Annotated in this window: 20 protein-coding genes and 1 tRNA gene; 10 read left to right on the top strand and 11 right to left on the bottom strand. The window is 64.6% G+C overall.

What is annotated here, in order from left to right; all coding sequences use genetic code 11:
* Positions 1-5: 5 nt before the first annotated feature.
* From ACR652_RS07155 to ACR652_RS07125, 7 genes are all read left to right on the top strand, one after another.
* Entirely contained in the window at positions 6-767 is a 762-nt protein-coding gene (locus ACR652_RS07155; RefSeq protein ID WP_434505830.1) for a pyridoxine 5'-phosphate synthase, read from the top strand.
* Between the two features lie 127 nt (positions 768-894).
* Complete coding sequence (gene lepB / locus ACR652_RS07150) at positions 895-1,665, top strand: signal peptidase I (protein WP_434505937.1); 771 nt, start codon at positions 895-897, stop codon at positions 1,663-1,665.
* A 13-nt stretch (positions 1,666-1,678) separates the two neighbouring features.
* Positions 1,679-2,365, top strand: a complete 687-nt coding sequence (gene rnc / locus ACR652_RS07145; RefSeq protein ID WP_434505829.1) for a ribonuclease III — start codon at positions 1,679-1,681, stop codon at positions 2,363-2,365.
* Between the two features lie 56 nt (positions 2,366-2,421).
* Positions 2,422-3,339: a GTPase Era gene (gene era / locus ACR652_RS07140; RefSeq protein WP_434505828.1), complete on the top strand. Its 918-nt coding sequence runs from the start codon at positions 2,422-2,424 to the stop codon at positions 3,337-3,339.
* Between the two features lie 5 nt (positions 3,340-3,344).
* Positions 3,345-3,566, top strand: a complete 222-nt coding sequence (locus ACR652_RS07135; protein WP_434505827.1) for a DUF1737 domain-containing protein — start codon at positions 3,345-3,347, stop codon at positions 3,564-3,566.
* 64 nt (positions 3,567-3,630) lie between these two features.
* Positions 3,631-4,365: a DNA repair protein RecO gene (gene recO / locus ACR652_RS07130; protein WP_434505826.1), complete on the top strand. Its 735-nt coding sequence runs from the start codon at positions 3,631-3,633 to the stop codon at positions 4,363-4,365.
* 179 nt (positions 4,366-4,544) lie between these two features.
* Positions 4,545-6,008: a hypothetical protein gene (locus tag ACR652_RS07125; protein ID WP_434505825.1), complete on the top strand. Its 1,464-nt coding sequence runs from the start codon at positions 4,545-4,547 to the stop codon at positions 6,006-6,008.
* Between the two features lie 220 nt (positions 6,009-6,228).
* Here the strand turns inward: ACR652_RS07125 and ACR652_RS07120 are convergent, their stop codons facing one another.
* On the bottom strand, positions 6,229-6,471 hold the full coding sequence (locus ACR652_RS07120; protein ID WP_434505824.1) for a hypothetical protein: 243 nt from the start codon (positions 6,469-6,471) through the stop codon (positions 6,229-6,231).
* A gap of 237 nt (positions 6,472-6,708) precedes the next feature.
* Here ACR652_RS07120 and parC point away from each other — a divergent pair, with 237 nt between their 5' ends.
* Positions 6,709-8,973, top strand: a complete 2,265-nt coding sequence (gene parC / locus ACR652_RS07115; protein ID WP_434505823.1) for a DNA topoisomerase IV subunit A — start codon at positions 6,709-6,711, stop codon at positions 8,971-8,973.
* A 75-nt stretch (positions 8,974-9,048) separates the two neighbouring features.
* On the opposite strand, the gene ACR652_RS07110 is transcribed toward parC, so the two are convergent.
* The 3 genes from ACR652_RS07110 to ACR652_RS07100 are packed head-to-tail and all read right to left on the bottom strand — an operon-like array spanning position 9,049 to position 11,313.
* Entirely contained in the window at positions 9,049-9,645 is a 597-nt protein-coding gene (locus tag ACR652_RS07110) for a hypothetical protein (RefSeq protein WP_434505822.1), read from the bottom strand.
* A 2-nt stretch (positions 9,646-9,647) separates the two neighbouring features.
* A complete protein-coding gene (gene cysE, locus ACR652_RS07105; protein WP_434505821.1) occupies positions 9,648-10,496 on the bottom strand; it encodes a serine O-acetyltransferase in 849 nt (282 codons plus the stop codon).
* A gap of 49 nt (positions 10,497-10,545) precedes the next feature.
* The gene (locus ACR652_RS07100) at positions 10,546-11,313 is read right to left on the bottom strand and encodes an alpha/beta fold hydrolase (protein ID WP_434505820.1); all 768 of its coding nucleotides are present in this window, start codon (positions 11,311-11,313) and stop codon (positions 10,546-10,548) included.
* Between the two features lie 164 nt (positions 11,314-11,477).
* On the opposite strand from ACR652_RS07100, the gene ACR652_RS07095 reads away from it, so the two are divergent.
* Both ACR652_RS07095 and ACR652_RS07090 read left to right on the top strand, forming a co-directional pair.
* Positions 11,478-11,554 (top strand) — tRNA-Arg (locus ACR652_RS07095).
* 372 nt (positions 11,555-11,926) lie between these two features.
* The gene (locus tag ACR652_RS07090) at positions 11,927-13,804 is read left to right on the top strand and encodes a hypothetical protein (RefSeq protein ID WP_434505819.1); all 1,878 of its coding nucleotides are present in this window, start codon (positions 11,927-11,929) and stop codon (positions 13,802-13,804) included.
* A gap of 87 nt (positions 13,805-13,891) precedes the next feature.
* Here the strand turns inward: ACR652_RS07090 and ACR652_RS07085 are convergent, their stop codons facing one another.
* The 7 genes from ACR652_RS07085 to nifV form a co-directional block, all read right to left on the bottom strand.
* Positions 13,892-14,182 (bottom strand): ferredoxin family protein, encoded by a 291-nt coding sequence (locus tag ACR652_RS07085; RefSeq protein WP_434505818.1) that lies wholly within the window; start codon positions 14,180-14,182, stop codon positions 13,892-13,894.
* A gap of 54 nt (positions 14,183-14,236) precedes the next feature.
* Positions 14,237-15,544: an FAD-dependent oxidoreductase gene (locus tag ACR652_RS07080; RefSeq protein ID WP_434505817.1), complete on the bottom strand. Its 1,308-nt coding sequence runs from the start codon at positions 15,542-15,544 to the stop codon at positions 14,237-14,239.
* A gap of 54 nt (positions 15,545-15,598) precedes the next feature.
* Entirely contained in the window at positions 15,599-16,693 is a 1,095-nt protein-coding gene (locus ACR652_RS07075; RefSeq protein ID WP_434505816.1) for an electron transfer flavoprotein subunit alpha/FixB family protein, read from the bottom strand.
* A 66-nt stretch (positions 16,694-16,759) separates the two neighbouring features.
* Positions 16,760-17,611 (bottom strand): electron transfer flavoprotein subunit beta/FixA family protein, encoded by an 852-nt coding sequence (locus ACR652_RS07070; protein ID WP_434505815.1) that lies wholly within the window; start codon positions 17,609-17,611, stop codon positions 16,760-16,762.
* Between the two features lie 13 nt (positions 17,612-17,624).
* Positions 17,625-17,960, bottom strand: a complete 336-nt coding sequence (nifW, locus tag ACR652_RS07065) for a nitrogenase stabilizing/protective protein NifW (protein ID WP_434505814.1) — start codon at positions 17,958-17,960, stop codon at positions 17,625-17,627.
* On the bottom strand, positions 17,957-18,703 hold the full coding sequence (cysE, locus tag ACR652_RS07060) for a serine O-acetyltransferase (protein WP_434505813.1): 747 nt from the start codon (positions 18,701-18,703) through the stop codon (positions 17,957-17,959). The genes nifW and cysE (ACR652_RS07060) overlap by 4 nt, the downstream gene beginning before the upstream one ends.
* Positions 18,700-19,839, bottom strand: coding sequence for a homocitrate synthase (nifV, locus tag ACR652_RS07055; RefSeq protein ID WP_434505812.1), 1,140 nt, complete (start codon positions 19,837-19,839; stop codon positions 18,700-18,702). The genes cysE (ACR652_RS07060) and nifV overlap by 4 nt, the downstream gene beginning before the upstream one ends.
* Positions 19,840-19,847 lie beyond the last annotated feature (8 nt).

The following is a 19,847-nucleotide window of genomic DNA, read 5'->3' as shown; positions in this document are numbered from 1 at the left end:
ACGCCATGACATTCAAACCCTTGCGCCTCGGCGTCAATGTCGATCACGTCGCCACCATCCGCAACGCGCGCGGCGGGCCGCGGCCTGATCCGGTGCGCGCCGCCCTGCTCGCCATCGAGGCGGGGGCCGACGGGATCACGGCCCATCTGCGCGAGGACCGCCGCCATATCACCGACGCCGACATGGCGCGCCTCAAGGCGTCGATTTCGAAGCCCTTGAATTTCGAAATGGCCGCCACTGGGCAAATGCTCGACATCGCGCTCGCCACGGCCCCCCACGCCGTCTGCCTCGTGCCGGAAAAACGCACCGAGCGCACGACCGAGGGCGGGCTCGACGTGGTCGGCGGCCATGAATATCTCGCGCCCTATGTCGACCAGCTGGCGCGCGGGGGCATTCGGGTGTCGCTGTTCATCGAGCCGTCGCGGGAGGCGATCGACGCCGCCGTCTCCATCAGAGCCCCGGTGGTGGAGCTCCACACCGGCGCCTGGTGCCATGCCGTGGAAGTGGGCGAGTCGGCGCTGGCGGAGCGGGAATTCGCGCGCGTGACCGAGGCGGCCGCCTATGCCGCCGGGCGCGGGCTCGAGGTCCATGCGGGCCACGGCCTCGACGATGACACGGCCCGCCGCATTTCCGCCCTGCCGGAGATCGTCGAGCTGAACATTGGCCACTTCCTGATCGGCGAAGCCGTCTTCGTCGGGCTCGCCGAGGCGATCCGGTCGATGCGCGAGGCCATGGACGCGGGGCGGGCGGCCGCCGGCGGGCGCTAACCGGATCAAACGGCGGGAGGGGGCGCCGCAGGTTCTCAACCCGGCGAGGGCGTGCTAAGCGAGTGGCCGGCGCGGCGCCTGTCGCCCGCATTGGCAAGGAGCAGTCGGCTTGAGCAGGAACGTCCCGGTGGCCCAGAAACAGGAAGAAGGCGGGATTCTGGAGACCATCAAGGTCATCATCCAGGCCCTGGCGATCGCGCTCGTCATCCGCACCCTGCTGTTTCAGCCTTTCAACATCCCCTCGGGGTCGATGATTCCGACGCTGCTGATCGGCGACTATGTCTTTGTTTCGAAATATTCCTACGGCTATTCGAATTATTCGATGCCGTTCGGACCGAATCTCTTCTCCGGCCGCCTGCTCGCCTCGCCGCCCAAGCGCGGCGACGTGGTCGTGTTCAAGCTCCCGCGCGACAATGAGACGGACTACATCAAGCGCGTGATCGGCCTGCCGGGCGACCGGATCCAGATGATCGAGGGCCGCCTCTACCTCAATGGCGTCGTCGTGCCGCGAGAGCCGATCGAAAAGGCCGTCACGGAGAACCGTGAGGGCCGTGAGGCGCCGGTCGCCACCTACAAGGAGACGCTGCCCGGCGACGGACAGCATCCGGGCGTCGAGCACACGATCATCGAGATCGAGGGCGACCACGGAATCAACGACAATACCGAGCTCTTCGTCGTGCCGCCGGACCACTACTTCATGATGGGCGACAACCGCGACAACTCCACGGATTCGCGCATCGCGCCGGAGCTCGGCGGTGTCGGCTACGTGCCGTTCATCAATCTGGTCGGCCGCGCGGAGATCATCTTCTTCTCGGTCAGGAAGGATGAATCGGCGCTTGCCTTCTGGCGCTGGCCCTGGTCCGTGCGCTGGAGCCGCCTGTTCAAGCCCGCGCACTGAGCGGGGGCGCGCCATGGCGCGGGGAAAGCCCGATCTGGCGGCGCTGGAGACGCGCGTCGGGCATGATTTCAAGGACAAGGATCTCCTGCGCTGGGCGCTGACCCATGTCAGCGCCGCATCGCAGCGGCCGGATTCCTATGAACGGCTCGAATTCCTCGGCGACCGCGTCCTCGGCCTCGCGGTCGCCCATATGATCTACGGGAGCTTCCCCGGAGATAGCGAAGGCGAACTGTCCCGCCGTCTCGCGGCGCTGGTGCGCAAGGAAACCTGCGCGGAAGTGGCTGAACTCTGGGGCGTCGGCCCCTATATCCGGCTCGGCGAGGGCGAAGCGCAGACCGGCGGCCGCAAGAAGCGCGCGATCCTCGGCGACATCTGCGAGGCGATCATCGGCGCGGTGTTCCTCGACGGCGGGGCGGACGCGGCCGAGGGCGTGGTGCGCGCCGCTTTCGGCCCTAAAATGCACGAGGCGGGACGCAATCTGCGCGACGCCAAGACGGCCTTGCAGGAATGGGCGCAGGCCCGGCGGCTGGCCACGCCGCGTTACCGTCTGGTGGCGCGCAGCGGGCCTGACCACGCGCCCTCCTTCGAGCTGGCCGTGGAGGTCGATGGTTTCCCGGCGGCGACCGGGGCCGGAACCTCGAAGCGCGCCGCCGAGCAGGCGGCCGCCGCGGCCTTCATGGCGCGCGAGGGAGTGGAATAGGTCGGCGCCAGGGGCGTCGGTATGATGGCGCGGGTTTTCGCGGAGCAGGAGACGCGGTGAGCGAAGAGACACACACGGAACAGACGCGCTGCGGCTTCGCCGCGCTCGTCGGCGCGCCCAACGCCGGCAAATCGACGCTGCTCAACCAACTCGTCGGCGCCAAGGTTTCCATCGTCTCCCGCAAGGCGCAGACGACCCGCGCCCTCGTGCGCGGCATCGCCCTCGACGGTCCCGCGCAGATCGTGCTGGTCGACACCCCCGGCATTTTCAAGCCCAAGCGCAAGCTCGACCGGGCCATGGTGGCGAGCGCGCTCTCCGGCGCGTCCGACGCCGACGTCGTCGCGCTGCTCGTCGACGCCCGCAAGGGACTCGATGAGGAGGTCGAGGCGATTCTTGACCAGCTCAAGACCGTGAAGGCGCCCAAGCTGCTCGTCCTCAACAAGATCGACATCATCGCCCGGGAGAAGCTGCTGGCGCTGGCCGCGAAGCTCAACGAGCGGCAGCCGTTCGAGGAGACCTTCATGGTCTCCGCGCTCACCGGCGACGGCGTCGGCGACCTGCGTCACGCGCTCGGCCGGCGCATGAAGCCGTCGCCCTGGCTCTATCCCGAGGACCAGCTCTCGGACGCGCCCTTGCGCCTGCTCGCCGCCGAGATCACCCGCGAGCAGATCTACGAGCGGCTGCACGACGAACTGCCCTATCAGTCCACGGTCGAAACCGACTCCTGGACGCATCAAAAGGATGGCTCCGCGCGCATCGAACAGACGATCTACGTCGCCCGCGAGGGGCAGAAGCGGATCGTCATCGGCGAGGGCGGGCGCACGATCAAGGCGATCGGCCAGGCGGCGCGGCGCGAAATCGCGGAAGCCGCGGAACAGCCCGTGCATCTGTTCCTGTTTGTGAAGGTGCGCGAAAACTGGGCCGAGGACCCCGAGCGCTACCGCGAGATGCGGCTGGATTTTCCCAAGGAATAGGCTCGATGTCGAAGAAGAAACTGACGGTCTATCGCTGTCTCACCGGCCCGGACGACGCGGCCTTCTGCCATCGCGTGACGGAGGCGCTGAGCAAGGGCTGGCGGCTCCATGGCGGACCGACGCTGACCTTCGACACGGCCCAGAACCGCGTGATCTGCGGGCAGGCGATCATCAAGGACGTCGAGGGGCTGGAATACAGCCCGGACATGAAGCTCTCGGAACAATAGGGGCGGCGCATCATTCTCGCTTTCGCCGGCGGACGGGAACCGGGAGAGCCTCGCGAGACGGTCCATGGAGTGGCAGGACGAAGGACTCGTTGTCGGCGCGCGAAAATATGGCGAGGCCGCCGTCATTCTCGAACTCATGACGCGCGCCCATGGCCGGCATCTCGGCGTCGTGCGCGGAGGGCGGTCGAGAGCCCTGCGGCCGGTGTTGCAACCTGGCAATCTCGTCGCCGCGACATGGCGCGCGCGGCTCGAGGATCACATGGGCGCCTTCGCCGTCGAGCCTCTGGCCAATCGGGCGGCGCGCTATCTCGATCGCGGGGCGGCGCTGCATGGCGTGGCCCTGCTCGCCGCGCTGCTGCGTCTTCTGCCGGAACGCGATCCGCAGGACGCGCTGTTCGAAATGGCCAATGACATCGCCGCCCGTCTGGACAGGGCCGACGCTGCGGCGCCGCTGATGGCGCGCTTCGAGCTCGCCCTGCTGGCGGCGCTCGGTTTTGGGCTCGATCTCGCCTGCTGCGCCCTGACCGGAGGGCGCGACGATCTGGCCTTCGTGTCGCCGAAGTCGGGCCGCGCCGTCAGCCGCGCGGCGGGCGCGCCCTGGGACGGCCGGCTGCTGCCGTATCCGCGCTTTTTGCAAGACGACGCCGATTCGGCGCCGACGTCGGAGATTATCGACGCCTTCAGGCTGACCGGGCATTTTCTCGTGCGGGACGTTCTCGGACCTCGCGGCGGGGCCATGCCGGCGTCGCGCGCGCTTTATCTTGATGCCTTGCGCGAGCGCTTTCCGCCGAAGTTGTAACCCAGTCTGGTTAAGACAAACGTTTCAAATTCTTTGCTGCGCGTCATGCTGATCGCAAGAAGTTCGAGAAAGGACGCCGTTGCGCCGATCAGTGTAATATTCATGACAGCCTGTCACGCGGATCGCGCTTACTTTGCTACCGCCGCCCAACAGGGCCCAAAGCGGGAAGCTGATCCGACATGAGAATCAACAACACCAGAGCGGGCACGGTTCAGAGCAACGTCCCTGACACCCGGAACAGCGGCGGACAGACGGTCGGCAAGCATCCCGCCACCGGGGGGACGGTCGCCTGGGACAGGACGGCGCAGGGCGCCGGCAATCGCAAGAACGATTTCCTGAGCTCCAATCAGACAGCCCAAAAAGCGGAACTTCACGCCCGGTTGGGCGCGAGGGAAAATAATGGCGCCCTTTCCGTGCGTCATGTCGCGCAGAAGAGCCCCGACTGGGCGCCCCGCGCGCGCAATTCCTCGGCCAATGCGAAGCGGTCCGCGTCGCCAACGGATCGACGCAACGCCGGTGTGCTCGCCGGGACTGAGCAAAAATTTCAGCTCGGCGGCGTCCACATCCATATGAAGGCTTCGTTCGCGGGCCACGAGACCGATCTCTATGAGCGGATGCGCGGCCAGCTCGCACCGACGAAGCAGAACAGCAAGAACACGCGCGAATCCGTCGCTAACGATCTCGCGAGCGAGCTTTGGGAAAAGCGCGGCGCCTCCACGCATCGTACCGGCGGCGAGGAGGGGAAGGCGCAGTTCATCGCGGCGGCGACGAAGGATCTGCTCGCGCTTTATGACGCGCGCAAGATGGAGCGTTACAAGGAAGATGGCGCCACGATACTACGGGAGCCTCGCAAGGTGGGCGACATGCCGTCGGATGGCAAGCCGAAAGGCATCCTGCGCGCCCCCGACGCGAAACGCCAGACGGACAAGGCCGTCCGTTTCGAAGGCGAGAGCGACGAAGCTTCGAAGGCTCGCGCGGCGCGGCCGCGCGGCGATACAAAACAGGAGGCGTTCGACGTCCATGACGCGCGCAGGGCCTATCGGCAGTATGTCGCCGACCTCGCCTCGGGCACGGCGACCGGGCTCGACGAACTCTACCCTCGCAATATGGTGGAAAAGCTCGCCGAGCTGAACAGCATACTGCCGGAGGGAATGGCTCCGATCGCGCTGCCGCCGATCAATCTTCAGCCCACCACCCGCGACAATCTCAAAGCAACCATCAAGGCCGAACTGGTCCGTTTCGATGCGACCAATTATGAGCGCGGCGCCTTGCCCGGGGCCGACGGGCTCAAGAAACGAGTCCGGCAGGAGGCAGCGGTATTCACGAAAGGAGGCGGGTTCTTCAAGACCCTCACCAACATCTCCAGAATAGTTGATCTGACGGATACCCAGAAAGCCGTCGTCTTCTGGCGCGCGGTGAATGAAATGCCCGCCCAACTCGCGCAGGCGATGGAGGACGTCGAAGAGAAGCTCGAAGCCAAGTCCGGCGGGCTGTCCCCGTCCAAGGACGTCGCCGATGAAGGCGTCGCTTTCGCGAGGCCGAAAGACAATCCGCTGACTGCGGCGCTCACGGCGGCAAGACGGGCCTTCGAAGAGAAATGGATGGAGGAAAACATCAATTACGTCAAAGCGAATCACAAGTAAGTAAACACTCGCGCATCCGGCGCCCACTGTGGCGTCGGTCACGATCGGCGTCGCCCGAGGCTCTGCCGCTCATAGGGTCTGACCGGCTCGGGATCGTGCAGCCGGCTGAGGCCAAGCTTACGCGATGAGTTCACCCACAGGAATGTGGAAACTTCTGCGCCACCGCAGGTTATGAGCCTCTTTGAGAAGAAAGCGCTCTAGCTAGCTATGCTGTGACGACTCAGCGCAGCTCGTCGCAGACGACGCGGGCTTCGCGATTCGTCACGCCATAACCCTCGTCGGTGTCGACGAGGATCTCGCGGCAGAGCGCCTGCATGGCGTTGTCGTCCCGGGCCTGGCCGGCGCGGTCGTGCGTCAGGGCGGGCGAATCATTGTTCGCGACCCTTTTTCCTTCCAGCGCCAGAGACGCGCCGGCGGTCAGCGCCAGGCTGAGAGCAGCCGCAAGTCGTACGAGTGATGCCATATCCGAAGCCGCGGAAAAGGAGGAGGGACGCTGTACTCGCCGGAGCAGAAACGGCGCTGTAACCTGTCCTTTTTTAGGGAGCGGCGAGAATCGCCGCAAGCGCGAAATCCGCTCTTCCAGAGAAAAAAACCGACAAGCCGCTGGAATCTATCCGTATTGTGAATCCCGCGAGGGGCGCGCTTGCGCCGCTGGCGGCATGCCCATAGGAAACGCAGGCGAACAAACAGGAAATGACAGATGGCGCAGAAGGGCGGTTCGGCGGGAAAGGGCAGGGACGGCGGCGGCGAGAGCGTCGTGACGCCCGTCGATCTGCGGGAGGCGCTCGAGGAACGCTATCTGCGCTACGCGCTCTCGACGATCACCGACCGCGCCCTGCCGGACGCGCGCGACGGCCTGAAGCCGGTCCACCGCCGCATCCTCTACGGCATGCATGTGCTGCGGCTCGACCCCGGCGCGCCGTTCAAGAAATGCGCCAAGATCGTCGGCGACGTCATGGGCTCCTACCACCCCCACGGCGACCAGGCGATCTATGACGCGCTGGTGCGGCTGGCGCAGGATTTCTCCTCCCGCTACCCGCTGGTCGACGGGCAGGGCAACTTCGGAAACATCGACGGCGATTCGGCCGCCGCCTATCGCTACACCGAGGCGCGCATGACCGCCGTGGCGCGGTCGCTGCTCGAGGGCATCGACGAGGACGCCATCGACTTCAAGCCTAATTATTCCGGCGAGGAGAAGGAGCCGATCGTCCTTCCCTCCGCGCTGCCCAATATGCTGGCCAATGGCGCGCAGGGCATCGCGGTGGGCATGGCCACCTCCATCCCGCCGCACAATCTCTCCGAACTCTGCGACGCCGCGCTCTATCTGATCTCCCATCGCGGCGCGACGAGCGAGCAATTGCTCACTTTCGTGCAGGGGCCCGATTTTCCCACGGGCGGCGTCATCGTGGACCGCCGCGAGGACATCATCGAAGCCTATCGCACCGGGCGCGGCTCCTTCCGCGTGCGCGCGCGCTGGATGAAGGAGGAGCTACCGCGCGGCGGATGGGTCGCGGTGGTCACCGAAATTCCCTATGGCGTGCAGAAGTCGCGGCTGATCGAGAAGCTCGCCGAGCTGATCTCCGAGCGCAAGCTGACGCTCGTCGCCGACGTGCGCGACGAATCAGCTGAGGACGTGCGCATCGTTTTCGAGCCGCGAACCCGCGCCATCGACCCGGCGCTGATGATGGAGACGCTCTTCAAGCTCTCCGAACTCGAATCGCGCTTCGGCCTCAACATGAATGTGCTGGTCGACGGCGTGACGCCGCGCGTCGTCTCGCTGGACGATGCGCTGCGGCAATGGCTCGACCATCGCCGCGCCGTCCTCCAGCGCCGCTCCAACCACCGCCTTGCCGCGATCCTGCGCCGCATGGAGCAAGTGGAAGGCATGATCATTGTCTTCCTCAATCTCGATGAGGTGATTCGCATCATCCGCGAGGAGGACGACGCCAAGGGCGAGCTGAAGCGGGCCTTCAAACTCACGGACCTTCAGGTCGACTACATCCTCGACACGCGGCTGCGCTCGTTGCGCAAGCTGGAGGAGATGGAGCTGCGCCGCGAGCGGGAGGAGCTCGGCAAGGAGCGCGCCGATCTGGAGGCGCTTCTCGCCGACGAAAGCAAGCAGTGGAAGGTGATCGCCGCGCAGGTGCGCGATCTCAAGAAGCTTTACGGTCCGACGACGCCGGTCGGCAAGCGCCGCACCACTTTTGAAGATGCGCCGGCCAATGTCGATTTCGATCTCGCCGAGGCCATGATCGAGCGTGAGCCGATCACGGTCGTCGTTTCGAAAAAAGGCTGGATTCGCGCCCTCAAGGGCCATGTGCAGGACCTGTCGTCGCTGCAATTCAAGAGCGACGACGAACTCGACACATCCTTCTTCGCGCAGACGACCTCGAAGATTCTCGTCCTCGCGACCAATGGCAAGGCCTATACGCTCGACGCCTCCAAGCTGCCGGGCGGGCGCGGCCATGGCGAGCCGATCCGCCTCTTCGCCGACATCGACGAAGGCGCCGATCCGGCGCGCGTCATGCCCCATACGGCCGGCGCGTCGCTGCTCCTCATCGCGGACGATGGGCGCGGGTTCGTCGTGGCGCAGGACGATCTGTTGTCATCCACGAAGAAGGGCCGCGCCGCCTTGTCGGTGGACCCGCCGGCGAGATTGAAAGTCGTGACCGAAGCGGCGGGCGACCATGTCGCGATCATCGGCGAGAACCGGAAGCTGCTGGTGTTTGCGCTCGAGGAGGCGCCCCGCATGGCGCGCGGCAAGGGCGTGCGCATGCAGCGCTACAAGGACGGCGGCGTCTCGGACGCGAAAGTGTTCGCGCTGGCGGACGGGCTCACATGGACGGATTCGGCCGGGCGCGTGTTCACTGTGGCGGCGGCGGAGCTGACCGAATGGATGGGCCACCGCGCCGAAGCCGGCCGGCTGCCGCCGAGGGGCTTTCCGAAGAACAACAGGTTCGGGTAGGGGCTTCCGCCGGTCCTGCACGTCGCGGGGCGGGGCGGCGCCTCGCTGTCGCGAACATGACGCCGCCTGCGTTGCTTACGACGGCTTGGCGAAATTCGGGATCTTGAACCCCAGCTTGCCCTGCCGCCACAGCGTGAACGCCACGCCGCCCGCGGCGGCCGCGAACACGCCGAAGCCGATGTAGAGATAAAACTCTTCCTCGGTCATCAGCCCCACCGAGAACGGATGGCGGCCCTCGAAGCTTTTGCCGCCGTCGTCGCTCGTCAGCTTCACATAGAGAACGTAAGTGCCGGCCTGCCTGAAATCCTGATCGAAATTGACCATGCCGTTGCGGAATTTCTGCACGGGCAGCCGACTGACCGAATCGGCCTCCGGGTCGGCGGCGCCGCTTTCATCCTTCGCGCGCAACACGCGGACGTCCCAGTTCATGTCGCGCAGCTCATTGTCGGCGGCGTCGAGCACGATGACGGACGGGCCGGTGTCCGGAAGCGCCCCGCATTCGCGGTCGACGCTCTTCTTGGGCTGCATGGCGACGAATTTCATCGACTTCGCCCCGACGGCGATGGGGCAGTCGGGATCGTAATAATGCCAGCCGGCGGCGCGCGCGTCGCGGGGCGACAGGCCCGCGGCCAGAATGAGGGATAACGCCGCGCCGAGCATAAGTTTCTTCACTGTTAAAGCCCCGTCCTCACCTGTGACGCCGCATCCAATACAGCCAGCATCTGGTCCATGGCCAGCGCCGGTTCGGCACATTTCGAGTCGCCGACGATCCGGGCCGGAACGCCGGCCACCGTCTTGTTCGGCGGCACCGATTCGAGCACCACGGAGCCCGCCGCGATCATGGCGCAGCGGCCGATCTCGATATTGCCGAGAACCTTGGCGCCGGCCCCGATCAGCACGCCCCTGCGCACCTTGGGGTGCCGGTCGCCGCGCGCCTTGCCCGTGCCGCCTAGCGTCACGCCATGCAGCATCGACACATCGTCCTCGATGACGCTCGTGGCCCCGATCACGACGCCGGTGGCGTGGTCGATGAAGACGCCCTTGCCGATCCGCGCGGCCGGGTGAATGTCGGTCTGGAAAATCTGCGAGGACAGGCTTTGCAGGGTGAGGGCGAAGTCGCTGCGCCCGTTCATCCACAGCCAGTTGGCCAGACGATAGGTCTGCAGGGCGTGGAAGCCCTTGAAATAGAGCGCCGGCTCCAGAAGGCGGGTGCAGGCCGGATCGCGCTCGACCACGGCGAGAAGGTCGGCCCGGAACGCTTCCAGGATCGCCGGCTCGCGGTCGAGGCAGCTCTCGTAAGCCTGGCGGATGGCCGCATAGGCCGCCTCCGGGCGGTCGAGACGCTGGGCGACGCGGTGGATGATCACGCCGGCAAGCGAGCCCTGGGCGAGGATGGCGGGATGGATGAGCCCGCCGAGCTCGGGCTCACGGCGCAGCACATCCTCGGCCTCCAGCCGCAGCCGGGCCAGAAGCGGGTCGAAATCAATGACGGACGCGGCGGTTCCGCGCGGGTCGGCGGCCATGAGCGCTCCTCCTGACCCGGCTATATAGCCGTTTCGTCCCGCCCGCGCATCACGGGCGCGTCGCCAGAAATTCCAGCACGGCCTGCTTGTAGATCCGGTCGCCGACGGCCCTGTTGTGGTCGCGCCCCGGAATGTCCACCAGGCGGACGTCGCGGAACAGGGGCTCGAGCGGGGACGGGTCGCCCGCGACGTCGTCCCGCGTGCCGACGCAGATCAGCACGGGGCACTCGATCCCGGCGAGAAGAGCGGGGTCGATGGCCTTCCGCGCGCCCCGCACGCAGGCGGCGAGGGCGCGCAGGTCGCTGCGCGTCGATTCGGCGAAGCCACGGAAAATCTTGAGCATCGAATTCTCGATGTCCTCGATCCGCTCTGCCTCCATGGCCTCGGCGAGGCCGCCAGGGAGACCCGCGTCCTGAATCAGATAGCGGCCGATTCCGCCCAGAATGAGCGATCGCACCCGGTCCGGTCGGGCGAGCGTGAGCACGGTCCCGATTCGGGCGCCGAGTGAATAGCCCATGACGTCCGCCCGGGCGATGGAGAGGTGATCGAGGAGATTCGCCACGTCCTGCGCCATGAAATCCAGCGCATATTGTGCCGGATCATAGAGTTTCTGCGACCGGCCATGGCCACGGTTGTCGAAGGCGATGACGCGGCGGCCGTCCTCGGTCAGGGTCTTGACCCATTGGGTGAACATCCAGTTCACGGCGTGGGTCGAGGCAAATCCGTGAATGAGCACAATCGGTTCGCGCCGATCGTCGGTGAGGGGCTCGAAATCCGAATAGGCAATCTCCACGCCGTTAGAGACGAAAGTTTCCATCGCAAATCCTGTCTGATGCAGTTTTCTAATTAAATCCTCGCGTAGGGGCTGCAAGGCGCGAGCGGGCAAAAATAACGCGCTTGCCATTCGGCCCGCTTGCCGCTAAACGAAGCCCAGTCGCGACGCGGCGGCCCCCTTAGCGCGGGCCCAGGCGCTCGCGGCAGGCGCCCGTAGCTCAGCTGGATAGAGCACCAGACTACGAATCTGGGGGTCAGAGGTTCGAATCCTTTCGGGCGCGCCATTTCCAGACAGACCGGCGACACTGACTGCGTGAGGCCCCCTGTAGCCCAGGGCGCGCCGCTCCGCCTCAGCCTTTCTCCCCCTTGGCCCTGCGCGTTCGAAGCGCCGGCGTCGGCCGCCGTGCGGCGCCGGCGTTCAAGGCTCAGGCCCATCCGCGTGGCGCAAATGGCGCGACGACCTGCGCATCTGTGCGGCGATCCGCTTCCGGGAGCCGCCGGTTTCTTCATGTTTCAAATTATTACTGAAAAGCATAAGTTGTTCCAAGTAAAAATCGGAAAAACCACTTCTTTTGACGTCCGCTCCATTCACAAAGACTTCTCCCGAGGCATAATGTGTTGCGTTGCGGTGACAAGAGTTAAGGGGAGTTTTTGGGGTGAACGGATATGTCGCGCGAAAAGCCGTCCGGCTTTTCGCATTTCTCGTCCTTCTGGTGATCGGCTATGCGCCGGCCGCCAGCGCAATCCAGTGTCCCTCGCCGGATTGCTACAAGAAAGTTCACATTTACAATAACACCAATGGACCGGTCTGGGTTGTCATCCAGGCTGGCGCGCAAGATCCCGATCCATGGCTCCAGGCGCTGTTCGCGGACGCCTCGAAGCCCTACAAGGAGACGCATCTGTCGCGCGTCTATGTCAATCCGCAGACGGGCGTCCCGGCGGGCGGTTCGGTGACGGTGACCGTGCCGTGGTATTCGAAGCTGCTGAACGATACGGATGAATATGCGGACTGGTGGAATGGCGGCCGTATTTATGTGTTCGACACCAAGGCCGCCATCGACAAGGCGCGCAGCCAGGACAAGGGGACACTGAAGACGGCGGCCGACACTCTGCCCTTCTCATGCGACGGCTGCACCGCCTCGGTGAACGACATCTCATGGGACACGGCGGAATTTCTGGGCATTCCGTTCCAATTGCTGGAACACACCTTCGCCAATGTCAAAACATCGGTGTCGCCGCCGACGATCATCGACCTGAAAGTCGGTTATAATATCTCCTATCTCGACCAGGTGTACCTGCCGGTTGCTCTGGCTCCCTGTCTGAAAGAGCCCTGCCGCACGGACGGCAGCGACAAGAGCGCCGTCGGTTACCTCGGAACAACCCAGTCTTTCACGGAATTCCGCACGAAGCTCAACGCGTTCTCGTTTCTCACGCAGTGGCCGCGCTTCAACGAGCCTCTGGATAGCGCGCAGCGTCCGAGACTCCCCGGCGCCTACAAGCTGATCACGGACGCTCTGGCGCATGCGACCACCAATGCGGCGAGCAAGTTCACGCCGAATTCCTGGGAGTCGAGAGCGCTCACCGATCTGGTTTCCCAGTGGAAGACCTGCACCACCACCACCGGCGCCTCTTGTCCGGACGCGGGCTTCTACAAGGATGTGAACCAGTTCTTCCGGGACAATTACCAGAAATACAGCCAGCTCACCGGCTGCGATAAGGGCTACCCCTCTCCGGCGACTCTGGATGGCGACGTCGGCCAGTTGTATCTGATGCAATATGTTTACGGCTGGGTCCCGTTCAACGCCTATTGCACCAACAAATACGGGCCGGGGGTCAACGCGCTCAACCCCTACGCGCCCAAACCCTGGCCGCCGTTCTCCAAGGCCATCAACGAATACATTCAGTTGCAGTACAACTACAATGCTCACCCCTTGCAGCAGATGCTCCAGTTCAATCCCTTCACGCAGCTCGTGCACGGATCGTCCTATCTCAACGCGAACTCCTACGCGTTTTCGATTGACGACGCCGCGGGCTTCCAGAGCAATTCTGGCGAGGGCCTCGTGATCGCGGTTGGCGGGCCGAGGGGACTTCCCAATAACCTGCCGGTTCCCAAGCCTGCGGATTTCAACACCGACTTCGAGGTCAATCTCAGCGACACGAAGGCTCAAAATCGTCCCGAATGGGTCCGATATGGCGTCTGCAAGAACCAGGCGGATATCGACTTCCCGCCCTTCCCGCCGGGAGAGACGAACTATAGCCGGACGATCGTCGTTCCGATCGCCACCAAGGGCGTGCCCTGCACCGTGACGATCCAGGACAAGGCCGGGCAGATATACCAGATTCAGGTGAAGAAGAAGGTGCCGTGGGCCGCCTGGGCGAGCAACTCCGGATTCGACAGCAATGTAATGTCCTGTCCTGTGAACGGAACCCGCTCCTGGTGTCAGAACATCAACGAGTTGTCGCACCCGGATGAGCCTCGCTTCGCGCTGATCACCCCGCCATCCTGCGCGAATCCGAACTGCAATCCGTTCTGATGAAAAAGCGCGGCGGCTCCGTTGCCGGAGCCGCCGCGCCAAAGGTCGTTGATGCGGCCGTTTGTTGCGAGCCTTCGCCCGCGCCGCTCAGCCGAATTTGAAAAGAACCCCGAAGCCGCCGCGCGGATAATTCCAGGTAATGTCGCCGGAGGCTTCGCACAGAACGCGGCAGGTGCCGCATTCCAGACAGCCGTCCGGGGTGATCTCGACCTGACCGGAGCTCGTCTCCGCATAGCAGCCCGCAGGGCAGATGCGGGTCAGGGCGAGCAGGTTATCGGAAGGCTTTTCATGTGGCCGAATGGCGATATGCGGCTTGCCGGCGTCCACGATATAGCGATTTTGGTAGAGTTTCTCTTCGACTCGGATTGCCAGGGACATTGGAGTTCTCCTGTCGTTTCGTCCTTTTGCCGCTGACGCAAGAACAGCGCCAATTCATCGCCAGGCGCGCGCCAGCTTCCAGGCGTCGCCGAACAGGCCAGTCCATCTGCGCTCCTTGACGAAGGCGGCGATCGTGGCCTTCTCCTTGTCGAGCTTGGGCGTGCCGTCGACGCGCAGGAAGTTCTCCATCGCTTTCGACACGAGCTGCGGATAGGCCAGGAAGTAGTTTTGTGAATTGGCGTGCAGCAGCGCTGGCATGTCCTTGTATTTCTTAAGGTCCTTCATCACGAAGCTGTCGTCCAGATATTGCTTGTAGAGGGCGAGGTTCTGCTTCGTCATGGGGTCGCGGCGCGACTTGATCTGGAAAATCGCCTCGCCCGCCAGGCGTCCCGAGGTCAGCGCGAGATTCGAGCCTTCGCGATGTATGGCGTTGTTGAGCTGCGCGGCGTCGCCGCACACCACCCAGCCATCGCCGAAAAGTTCCGGGATTGTCCTGAATCCGCCCTCCGGGATGAGATGGGCGGCATATTCCTTCACCTCCGAGCCTTCGAGCAACGGCTTGATGGACGGATGGTTCTTGAATGTCTCAAGCAGCCCGTAGGGCGTGTCATTGTTGGCCGCAAAGTCGGAAACCAGACAACCCATGCCGACCGAGACGCTTTCCTTGTTGGTGTAGACAAAGCCCATGCCGGTCATGCCCTTGGAGATGACCCCGGCGGCTTCTACGACGACGCCTTCATCGCCATGAAGATTGAAGCGCGCTTCGATCGTCTCACGCGGCAGGAAATGCATCTCCTTGACCGCCAGCGCGACATGCTCGGGCTTCGGAGTCGCGCGAAGTCCGGCGCGTGAGCCCAGAAGCCCATTGACGCCCTCGCAGAGCACCACGACGTCGGCGAAGATCGTTCCGCCGCGCCGATCCGTGCGCACGCCGATGACCTTGCCATAGGCGTCGCTGACCAATTCGGTCACGGTCGTCTCGCAGATCACGATGGCGCCCTGCGCCTGCACCTCTTTCGAGAACCAGCGGTCGAACTGGGAGCGGATGATCGTGTAGCGGTTCGGCTTCTCTTCGTTGAAGTCGTCGTTTCGATATTGCAGGCCGGTGTGGGACCGCTCGCCCATCATCCAGAAACGTTGCTCGACGAGATGCCGTTCGAGCGGCGCCTCCTCTCGGAAGTTCGGGACGATCTTCTCCACCATGTCTGCGTAGAGGATCGCGCCCTGAACGTTCTTCGAGCCGGGATATTCGCCGCGCTCGAGTTGCAACACCTTGAGCCCGCGAGACGCCATGGTGTGCGCTGCGGCGTTCCCGGCCATTCCGGCGCCGATCACGATCGCATCAAATCTTTCTTCGATCATGGCAGTCTCCATTCCGTTTCCGCCGGCGCCGCGCCAGACTCTGGTTTTGTGTGATTAACCCGCAAGCCGGTCACGCTGATGGGGCGACAATCTCTGTCGGAACGCTTCCGTCAGCGCCGGGAGCAATCGGATGGCGTCGGTGACAATGCCGACATGGGCAAAGTCGAAGATCGGCGCGTTCCTGTCGGTGTTGATCGCGACGATGCAATCGGACCCCTCGACGCCAACGCGATGCTGAATGGCCCCCGAAATGCCGGCGGCGATATAGAGCTTCGGCCGGATCGTCTTTCCGGTCTGGCCGATCTGACGATCCGACGTCACCCAGCCCTTTTGCACCAGCGGCCGCGAGCACCCGAATTCCGCGCCAAGAACGGAGGCGAGACTGCGGACGAGCTGGAAATTCTCAGCGCTCTGAAGGCCCATGCCGCCGGCCACGACAACGTCGGCGAAGGCGAGATTGCTCTTGTTGGAGTCGCGGTCAGGAATGAATCGCAGAAGCTTGGTGATGATTTCGTCTTCGGAGAGATCGGGCGTGAAGGGGACGATGCGTCCGACGCGATCGGCCTTGCGCTCCGGCATCGACATGACGCGCGGCCGGATCGTCGCCATCTGCGGCCGATAGTTCAGCGTGTAGATCGTGCAGAGCAGGGACCCGCCGAATGTCGGCCGCGTCGCCGCGAGCGAGCCGTCGGCGTCCACCGCGAGCTCGGTGCAATCGGCGGTCAGTCCGGTCAGCAGCGTCGTCGCCACCGAGCCCGCGAGGTCACGGCCGAGAGTGGTCGCGCCGAGCAGGAGGATTTCCGGCTTGTGCGTGTTGACGAGCTGCGTCATCGCCCGGGCGTAGGACTCGTTGCGATAGTCCGTCAGAACAGGATGCTCGACCAGATAACAAAGGTCGGCGCCGTAGCGAAACGACTCTGCGGCGGCTTCGCTGGCGGCGGCGCCTGGCCCGCCGAGCACCACGCTCGCCAGCTCCACTCCGAGTTTGTCCGCGAGCTTGCGGCCCTCGCCGAGAAGCTCCCAGGAGACGGGATGAACCTCGCCGCGTTCAAGCTCGACGAACACCCAGACATGCTTGTAATCGCGGAAATGTTCCGGCAATTCCTTCTTCGCGGCGGCGCGTGTGGCGGGCGGCGGGGTTGCAGACATTGTCGGCTCCTTTAGAGCGCCTTTCCGGCGTCGAGCGCTGTCGACACGGGAAGGCGCGACGAACGGTTAGAGTCCCGAAGCAAGCTTGGTCATGTCGGCTTCAAGCGACGGGTGACGCGCGAAGATGGCGGTGATGAGCGCGTCAGCCGAATCCGCCGCGGTCTTTTCAGGCTCGACAAACGCCGCCTTTTCCGAGCGAGGCGCCGGCGCGAAGACTTTCTTGACGATGGTCGGAGACCCCTTGAGGCCGCATTTGGCAAGATCTTCGATCTCGGCGTCCTTCGCGCTCCAGGTGATGATCTCCGCTCGTGCGGCGCGCAGCGAATCCTCGAAGGCGCCGCGACGAACCTCGTTCGAGCCTTCAATCATGGTGATGAGGCAGGGCATGGCTGTCTTGAGCACCTGCACGCCGCCTTCCGCGCGGCGCTCCACCACGACCTCGCCCTTTTCAGGGTCGCATTCCACCAGCTTGGAGACATAAGTGAGCTGAAGCAGCCCGAGCCGCTTGGCGATGCCGGGTCCAACCTGCGCCGTGTCGCCGTCGATCGTTTGCTTTCCTGTGAAGACGATATCCTGCTTGCCGAAGGTCTGCTCGACCTTGCGGATCGCCTGCGCCAGCGCATAGGTCGTCGCCAGCGTATCCGAGCCCGCGAAGAAACGGTCCGTGAGCAGCACGGCGCGGTCGGCGCCGATCGCGAGGGCCTTGCGTAGCGACTCGGAGGCCATCGGCGGCCCCATGGTGAGAACCGTCACCTCGCCGCCAAATGTGTCGCGCAGGCGCAAGGCCTCTTCCAGCGAGAAGAGATCGTAGGGATTGATGATCGTCGGCACGCCCTGCCGCATGATCGTATTGGTGACCGGATGCACGCGAATCTGCGCGCTGTCGGGAACCTGCTTGATGCAAACGAGTATCTTCATCGTCTTCTCCCGATCAGCCGCCGGCGCCGGTCAGCGTGGTCAGCGGAATGAAGGGCTTGGCGGGCGGCTGGGCCGGCTTGACCGCGTCCTTGTGGACCTTGAAGACGCGCTCCGCGATGGGCGACGATGAGACAAAGTCGGCATAAGCCTGGGCGAGATGCTCCTTGCAGGCCGCGCGGGCTTCGTCGTCGGTCGCGCCGTCGAGATCATTTTTGGCGAGATATTCGCCCATGCGACGCAGAATGTGGAGGCGCGCCACGCGCACGACCGCAGGATCATAGTCCACGCCGAGCGCTTCGAAAAAATCCTCCGCCGAGGACAGCTTTCGCAGATCGTCGAACACGCTCATGGCTTTGGCTCCTTTTCGCTGTTTCGTAGCGCGGCGTCGGCTTTCCGGGCCTGAAGATGCGCAAGTCTCGCCTCGAGAAAGTCGATACGATCAATCAGGACCGAGATGGCGTCGCCGACGGGGTCTGGAATGAGATGATGTTCGAGGTTGATGCGGCCGTCCGGGCCGCTGCGGCGGCGCTCGACTTTGACGATCCGCGCCGGAATGCCGACGACTGTCATTTCCGGCGCGACATCTTCGATGACGACGGAATTGGCGCCGATGCGCGACCGTGCGCCGACGGTGATGGGGCCCAGAATCTTGGCGCCCGCGCCGACAAGCACGCCGCTCTCGATCGTGGGATGGCGCTTTCCGGGCGACCAGGAGGTGCCGCCCAGCGTGACGCCATGATAGAGCGTCACGTCATTTTCGATCACGGCGGTTTCGCCGATCACGACTCCGGCGCCATGGTCGATGAACAACCGCTCCCCGATCGTGGCGCCGGGATGAATGTCGATGTTGGTGACGAGGCGCCCGAACCAGGACAGAAAGCGCGCGGGGAATTTCAGGCCGTGACGCCACAGGCTGTTGGCCACGCGATACAGCACCAGCGCATGAACGCCGGGGTAGAGCAGCGCCACTTCGAGGGCGTTGCGCGCTGCGGGATCGCGTTGCAGAACGCAGGTCACGTCGCCGCGCACGCGGCGGAGCAGATTGTCGCGCGCGCGAAGATGGATCATGGAGGCGGACGCGGCGAGGCTCATGACGTCCTCCCGCATGCGCTCTTGCAGAAGGTCTGCAATTCACGTCGGGTCATTGGCGCGATCTTTTCATCCGCGCGGCGGCGGATCTGGGACAAAAGCGTCGTCGCGAGCTCCTGATCGATATCGAAGCCGAGTTCGGCGCATTTGCGTTTCAGCGCCGTCACGCCCGAGTGCTTGGCGAGCACGATGGTGTTGCGGCGTCCGAGGCGGGCAGGGTCGATGCCCTGATAGCTGCGTGCGTCCTTCAGAAGCGCCGCGACGTGAATTCCCGATTCATGGGTGAAGACATCGGCGCCGACGACGGCCTTGGAGCGACCAATGCGGCGGCGCGCGGCGCGCGCGACGAGCTTCGACAGTCCATGAAGCCTGTCGAGTGAGAGATTGGTGCGGCCGCGCGCGACATGCCCGAGCGCGACGCCGACTTCTTCGAGCGCGGCGTTGCCGGCGCGCTCGCCAAGACCGAGCACTGTCACCGACGCATGCGTCGCCCCGGCGCGGATGGCCGCGAGCGTGTTGGCGGTGGCGAGTCCGACATCGTCGTGACCATGAAACTCGAGCGGCAGGTCGGTTTCCTGCCTGACGCGCGAGATCGCCTCGAAGGTCGAGAAGGGATCGAGCACGCCGAGCGTGTCGGCGAAGCGGAAGCGCCATGCCCCCGCTTCGCTTGCAGCGCGCAGGATGACGCCAATGTCGCGGGGGTCCGCCCGAGAAGAGTCTTCGCCGCCGAGCGCGACGGTCAGTCCCTTCTCCCGCGCATAGGACACAACCGCACGCACCCGTTCGGCCAAAGTGGAAAGATCCACGCCAAGCTTCACGGCGATTTGCAGGCGCGACATGGGCGCCGATATGTTGACATGAGAGACGCCGGCCGCGAGCGCGGCGTCGACATCCGCTCGGTTGAGCCTGCACCAGGCCATGACCCGGCAGGCGAGTCCTTCGGACACCACGCCGGCGATTGCCTCGATTTCGTCGCGTCCCATGGCGGGCGTTCCAGCCTCGATCTCATCCACGCCGGCGTCCGCCAGCGCCCGTGCGATGGCGGCCTTGTCGCGCGCCGTGAAGGCGACGCGCGGGGCCTGTTCGCCGTCGCGGAGCGTCGTGTCGTTGATAGAGATTCGGGGATGGTCGGCGTTCACGGCTTCAC

It is taken from the genome of Methylocystis sp. (genome assembly GCF_051061225.1).
In the GTDB taxonomy this organism is placed as follows: Bacteria; Pseudomonadota; Alphaproteobacteria; order Rhizobiales; family Beijerinckiaceae; genus Methylocystis.
This window is presented reverse-complemented; position numbering and strand designations above follow the sequence as displayed.